We start from the raw sequence: 3,621 nt of genomic DNA on the forward strand, positions 1-3,621 counted from the left end.
GCCAGCACGTCGTGCATCTCCCGGGCGATGCGGTTGCGTTCCATCGCGCGGGCCTGACTGACGCGCAGCTGCTGCTCGGACTCGGCCCGCTCGGCGCGGTCCCGCAGCGACATCACCAGCTGCCGGCGGGACCGGACGACCATGCCCCACAGCAGGGTGATGGCCAGGAAGACGGTGCTCCAGGCGAGCGACTCGACGATGCTGGTGCCGGCCTCCGGGCGCAGCAGGCAGAAGGTGAAGTTGGCCCCCAGCGAGCCGACAGCGACCACCGCGGTCACCCCGAAGCGCCGGTGCACCGCCAGGGTGAAGAGGAGGATGATGGTGGCGAGGGCGGCCGCGACGGAGAACGCCGCGCCCACTGTGGCGCACACGGCGAGCTGCACCGGGAAGCGGCGGCGCCACCAGAGCGACACCGCGAGGGCCACCCCCGCGATGAGGTCCGCCCAGGCCAGCCACAGCGGGGTGCCGGCCCACTGCGGTATGACATCGGGGTTCGGCTGGAGCTGGTCGGTGCCCGCCAGCAGCGCCCAGCTCACGGCGATGAGGAAGCAGAGCGAGTCGACGATCCAGTCGCGGGTCGAACGGCGGGCGTGCGGGTGCTCGGCCGCGTCCCACAGCTGGGCCGGCTGCAGCCAGTGATACTCCGGCGGCCGGCGGCCGGCCCGCGACACCGTCAGCTCCCCCACGGCCGTCATGCTACGGGTGGGCGGGTCCGGCCCGATACCGACCAAAGTCGAAGCCCGCCGTGGGCTCAGGTCGCCTCGCGCGGCTCCTCGTGGGAGGGCTCCTCCTTCAGGTACATGTACCAGTACGAGGTGGCGACGAAGACGACCGCGCCGACCAGGTTGCCCAGGAACGCCAGCAGCCAGTTGCGCAGGGTGTCGTCCCAGCCCAGGCCCGGGACCCCGGCGAAGATCGCGGCCGGCAGGAAGAACATGTTGGCCACGACGTGGTCGAAGCCCATCGCCACGAACGCCATGATCGGGAAGAAGATCGCCAGGATCTTGCCCGAGACGTTGTCGGCGGCCAGCGACACCCAGACCGCGAGGCAGACCAGCCAGTTGCAGCCGACCGCGCGCAGGAAGATCTGCCAGTTGCTCTCGTGCAGGCCCTTGGCCTCGGCGATCCCGGCGAGCCGCTCGTAGGTCATCGCGCCCGAGGTGCCCGCGTCGCTGCCGAGGTGGCCGATCACGCCGGTCTGCACGGCCAGGAAGTAGGCGACGAACATGGCCCCGATGACGTTGCCGATCAGCACCAGGGTGAGGTTGCGCAGGATGTCGCCCCAGGTGAGCCGGCCCTGCATGGCGCTGATCGGGATCAGCAGCATGTTGCCGGTGAGCAGGTGCGAGCCGGCGATCAGGACCAGGACCAGGCCGAGCGTGAACGCCGCGCCGGTGAACAGGGTGGGCAGGCTGCCCCAGATCTCCGGGTCGAGCCCGGACGACACGGCGATGGCCACGAGCCCGCCGAAGGCGATGTACGCCCCGGCGAGAAACGACCCCACCAGCGTCTTGTCCCACCGCAGATCGGCCTTCTTGACGCCGGCCGCCACCGCGGTGTGGGCGATGTCCGACGGTTCCTTGATCGCCATCGTGCGCTCCCGCCTGCCCTGGGTCCCCCGCGCATACCCGTCGATGGCCCGGCTACTCCTGCGGTGTGCACCGACCAAAGTCGTAGCCGGAGCTAGACCAAGGTTCGCGGACACCGACCGGCGGCCGACGCGGCCGGCCGGCCGGCGGCGGCACGCTGAGAGGCATGATCACGGTCGAACATCTGAGCAAGCGGTACGGGAGCCACCCGGCCGTCGACGACGTGTCGTTCACCTGCGAGCCCGGCACGGTGACCGGCTTCCTCGGCCCGAACGGCGCGGGCAAGTCCACCACGATGCGGATGATCTGCGGGCTGACGCCGCCCACCGCGGGCACCGCCACCATCGACGGGCAGCCGTACCGGCGGCTGGGCAATCCGGGGCGGCGGATCGGGGTGCTGCTGGACGCCTCGGCGCAGCATTCCGGGCGCACCGGGCGGGAGGTGCTGACGCTGGCCGCGCTGACCATGGGCGTCGACAAGCGGAGGGTCGACGAGAGCCTGGAGCGGGTCGGCCTGAACAGCACGGCCGCGAAACGGCGGGTCAAGGCGTACTCGCTGGGCATGCGGCAGCGGCTGGGGCTCGCGTACGCGATGCTCGGCGACCCCGGCATCCTGATCCTCGACGAGCCGGCCAACGGCCTCGACCCGGAGGGCATCTACTGGATGCGCGGGCTGCTGCGGAACTTCGCCGATGCGGGGGGCACGGTGCTGCTCTCCTCGCACCTGTTGCGGGAGGTGGAGGCGGTCGCCGACAAGCTGGTCGTCATCGGCGCCGGGCGGATCGTGGCCCAGGGTGACAAGACCGAGCTGCTGGCCCAGTCCGGCACGGTGGTGCGGGCGCTGGACATGGCAGCCCTGGAGACGGTGCTGCGGCGCATCGGGCATCCCGGCACGAAGACGACCGACGGGGGCGTCGTCGTGCAGGCCGATGCGGAGACCATCGGGCGGGCGGCGGCCGACGCCGGCCTCGTCCTGCTGGAGTTGCGGCCGGCCGGCAGCGGCGGGCTCGAGCAGATGTTCCTGACCCTGACCGCCGGTGACTCGGTGAAGGAGGCTGTCCGATGACCGCCGTGCAGACAACGCCGACCTCGGCGCCCGGTGTTGCTCCCGCGTCCGCGGGACGCCGTACGGGAATCCCGCTGGCCCGGCTCACCCTGGTCGAGCTGCGCAAATTGGCCGACACCCGGTCGGGCCTGTGGTTGTTGATCGTGATCGCGCTGGCCGCGGCCGGCGCGGTCGCGCTGGTGATCGCGGCCGCACCGGCCGACGAGCAGGTCTTCGACGGCATGCTGGCCTTCGGCCTGGTGCCCGCCGCCGTGCTGCTGCCGGTGCTGGGCATCCTGTCGATGACCAGCGAGTGGTCGCAGCGCACGGCGCTGACCACCTTCACGCTGACCCCGGCGCGGGGCCGGGTGCTGGCGGCGAAGCTGATCGCGGCGGTGCTGATCGCGATCGCCACCACGGCCGCGACGGCCGTACTGGCGGCCGTGGGCAATCTGATCGCCGCCGGTACGGGCGGCGACGGCAGCTGGCACATCGAGGCCGCCCTGGTCGGTCAGCTGCTGGTCAGCCAGGTGGTGTTCGTGCTGATGGGCTCGGCGTTCGGGGCGCTGCTGATGAACTCGCCGCTGGCCATCGTGCTGTACTTCGCCATCCCGACGCTCTGGTCGGTGCTCGGCGAGATGGTGAAGTGGCTGCACACGGCGGCCGGCTGGGTCGACATCAACGTGACCTCGATGCCGCTGAGCGAGCCGGGGATGACCGGCGACCAGTGGGCCCGTTTCGGCGTGGCCGCCCTGGTCTGGGTGGTGCTGCCGCTGGTGGCCGGCACGGTGCGGATGCTGCGCCGCGAGGTGGCCTGAGCTGTTCCCCGCCGGTCCGGGCGGTTAGGGTCGATCCATGCCGATCGGTCCCCAGCCGCCCGGCCGGCGGGGCACCGTCGGCGAGCCCGAACTCCGCGTCGCCCGCACCGTCGGTGAGCAGGTCGTCAAGCGTTTTGCCGCCGGCATGCTGAGCAAGCCGCTCGATCGA

3 protein-coding genes and 1 pseudogene are annotated in these 3,621 nt (G+C 71.7%); 2 read left to right on the plus strand and 2 right to left on the minus strand.

Annotation, left to right across the window (positions count from 1 at the left end):
- Positions 1-686 (minus strand): annotated as a pseudogene (locus AB0C29_RS23120) (sensor histidine kinase); the annotation flags it as partial.
- Positions 687-751: 65 nt separating this feature from the next.
- The gene (locus AB0C29_RS23125) at positions 752-1,591 is read right to left on the minus strand and encodes a formate/nitrite transporter family protein (protein ID WP_360823507.1); all 840 of its coding nucleotides are present in this window, start codon (positions 1,589-1,591) and stop codon (positions 752-754) included.
- Between the two features lie 164 nt (positions 1,592-1,755).
- On the opposite strand from AB0C29_RS23125, the gene AB0C29_RS23130 reads away from it, so the two are divergent.
- Together AB0C29_RS23130 and AB0C29_RS23135 are read left to right on the plus strand one after the other, a co-directional pair.
- Positions 1,756-2,655 (plus strand): ABC transporter ATP-binding protein, encoded by a 900-nt coding sequence (locus AB0C29_RS23130; RefSeq protein WP_360823510.1) that lies wholly within the window; start codon positions 1,756-1,758, stop codon positions 2,653-2,655.
- On the plus strand, positions 2,652-3,452 hold the full coding sequence (locus AB0C29_RS23135; RefSeq protein WP_360823512.1) for an ABC transporter permease: 801 nt from the start codon (positions 2,652-2,654) through the stop codon (positions 3,450-3,452). The genes AB0C29_RS23130 and AB0C29_RS23135 overlap by 4 nt, the downstream gene beginning before the upstream one ends.
- The last annotated feature ends 169 nt before the right edge of the window (positions 3,453-3,621 follow it).

Origin of the sequence: Actinoplanes sp. NPDC048791, assembly GCF_040650095.1 — a bacterium.
In the GTDB taxonomy this organism is placed as follows: Bacteria; Actinomycetota; Actinomycetes; order Mycobacteriales; family Micromonosporaceae; genus Actinoplanes.